Raw genomic sequence first — 2,565 nt, forward strand, 5'->3', positions numbered from 1 at the left:
TGCGTATTTCGGCGAACGTGACCGCCGATTTCGGGAACGTGACCGATTCGGCGAGTTTGGGCGTTGCGCGGTGTCGATTGTAGATTTCCTTGTCAGTTTTGGTCGAGTTCGGGCTCCAGCATGGTGGGTTTCGGGGATGATTTTCGGAGCGATTCTCCGGTCAGCGTGATCCGGTGATGGCGCTGCATGAGGCGATCGAGCATCGCATCGGCAATGGTCTCGTCGCCGATCCAGCCGTGCCAGTGCTCGATCGGTAGTTGGCTGGTGACGATGGTCGCCTTGCCCGCCGCGCGGTCGTCGATCATCTCGAGCAGATCGTTTCGAACCATCGCGTCGAGGGGAGCCATTCCCCAATCGTCCAATATGAGCGCATCAACGCGGGCGACCTGTAGCAACCATTTGGTAAAGCCGCCGTTGCCATGCAACACACGCAGTTCCTCGTTCAGCCGTGGCACGCGCAGATACAGCGCCGAGTGTCCGCGTCGGCAGGCGTATTGCGCGAGCGCGCAGGCAAGCCACGATTTGCCGGCACCCGTTGGGCCGCTAATGAGTAGACTGTAACCGGCTTCGACCCAATCACCGAGAGCGAGACTCATGAGCGAGCGCGAGTCCACACCTCGGCCGGCGCGCGTGTCGAGATCTTCGATGGCGGCCTGCGGATACTTCAAGCGCGCTTGCTTGAGCAACCGAGTGCGGCGCCGATCATCACGCCAACTGGCTTCACGATCGACCAGCAGCGATAGCCGTTCCTCGAAGCTCAGGCTGGTCGCGCCAGGCTGTGTCAGTTGTTCTTCAAGTCCGTCCGCGAAGCCGTCGAGCTTCAGGGCGCGTAGTTGGGTCAGAGTCTGTTGCATCATCATGGCGGGTTCTCGTTATTGGTAGTAGCTGGGGCCGCGCACATGCGCGTGACTCGGGCTGACCCAGTCGGCAGGCGTTGCCGCTGCGGCGCGGTCGCGGTTGTTGATCAGGATGTCGCGCACATGGCGGTAGCGATGCACGCCCAGTTCCAGCGCAAGCGCACACGCCGCTTCGAGACGCTCACGACCATAGCGACGAGACAGCGAGAGCAATCCTAGGCACGCGCGATAGCCGTGTTCTGGGTGGCGCTGCTCTTGCAACAATCGGGTAACGAGCACGCCGGTTGCCGCGCCGATCTGCTGCCCCCAATGAATGAGCCGCTGCGGTGTCCATTCCAGATGAGCGCGGTGGGCCGCCGGCATGTGCTCGACGACGGTGGTGTAGCCGCCTGCGCGATCGTTGCGAGCATGACTGGCAACGCGACGGCCGCGATGCAATAGCTCGACGGCGCCCGCCGTGATGCGCGCATCGAGCTTCAGACCGACCAGCGCGTGCGGCACGCTGTAGCGGTGTTTGTTGATCTCGACGTGATAGTCGATGTGAACCGTCACCGTCTTGAAGCGCGCGAGCTCATAGGGCTGCACCGGCAGCGGCTGCAGTGCGGGTGCATCCAGCGCAGCGAAGGCGCTCGCACGACATCCCGGTAGTTTCTGGAACGGGCGCTCGTTCAGGTTCTTGAGCAACGGCCGGATTGCGTCGTCGACCGACTGGACCGATGCGAACCGGTGATGACGCAGGCGCGCCATAATCCAACGCTCGACGACCTGGACCGCGACTTCTACCTTCGGTTTATCCTGCGGGCGATACACGCGTGCAGGCAGGAATGAGGTGCCGTAATGACGCGCGAAGTCCAGCACGGCGTCGCCGGCGCGGGGTTCGTAGCGGTCGGGATCGGCAATCATCGCGCGCGGGTTGTCCGGCACGATCAGTTGCGGCACCCCACCGTAGAAGGTCAGTGCGCGTGCAATACCGCCCAGCCAGTCCTCCATCGTCTCGGCCGGCGTCGCGCAAGCAAACGTGTAGCTCGAGGCGCCCATCGCGGCTACGAACACGTGCGCGCGGCGTCCACTGGTCAACGGCAACGTTGGACCGGCAAAGTCGACGAACAACTTCTCGCCGGCGCGGTGGATTTGACGCATCGAGCGCTTCAACCGCTTCGTGAACGCCCTGTAGTGCTCGCAGAACTGCGTATATCGGTAGGTTTGCCGGTCGGCGAACTCGGCTTGGTATTCCTCCCAAAGCAGCGTCAGCGTCACACCTTTGCGACGCAGTTCCTGATGGATGCGCCCGTAATCGGGCTGGGCGTAGGCCGCTGGACCCGTAGGTTTGCCCAGTAGCCGCCGCTCGAGTTCGCCTTCGTCCATGTCGCAGGCACTTGCCCAGTCCAGCCCGGCGGCGCCCGCCAGTCCGACGTACTTCGTGACCACGCCTTTGGAAATGCCCAGCGACGCAGCGATCCGATCGTGCGAGAGGCCACCGTCGAATTTAAGTCGTAAAACGTCCTTGATCATGCGCATGTTCATCCGGTGCGCGGGCATGTTCTCTCCGGCCAAAGCCGGCGAGCATAGCTCGCGTAGTTGATGTCATGCGCAACGCCAATCCTGCCTGCCGGTCCGCTCGGTCACGTTCCCGAAATGGTCGGTCACGTTGCCGAAATCGTCGGTCACGATCCCGAAACGGCCGGTCACGTTCGTCCGAAATACTCAC

General features: G+C 62.8%; 2 protein-coding genes. Both read right to left on the reverse strand.

The annotated features are described in order from the left end of the window. Positions 1–92: 92 nt before the first annotated feature. Positions 93–860 carry an IS21-like element helper ATPase IstB gene (istB, locus tag AB4Y31_RS31705; protein WP_368677411.1) on the reverse strand — a complete coding sequence of 256 codons (768 nt, stop codon included), beginning with the start codon at positions 858–860 and terminating at the stop codon, positions 93–95. 12 nt (positions 861–872) lie between these two features. Next, positions 873–2,396: an IS21 family transposase gene (istA, locus tag AB4Y31_RS31710; protein ID WP_368677412.1), complete on the reverse strand. Its 1,524-nt coding sequence runs from the start codon at positions 2,394–2,396 to the stop codon at positions 873–875. Positions 2,397–2,565: the final 169 nt, after the last annotated feature.

The sequence above is a fragment of the Trinickia sp. EG282A genome (assembly GCF_040965455.1).
In the GTDB taxonomy this organism is placed as follows: Bacteria; Pseudomonadota; Gammaproteobacteria; order Burkholderiales; family Burkholderiaceae; genus Trinickia; species Trinickia symbiotica.

Coding starts and splice junctions, on each gene's coding strand:
- istA (WP_368677412.1), bottom strand. CDS start 2,396: ATGCCCGCGCACCGGATGAACATGCGCATGATCAAGGACGTTTTACGA.
- istB (WP_368677411.1), bottom strand. CDS start 860: ATGATGATGCAACAGACTCTGACCCAACTACGCGCCCTGAAGCTCGAC.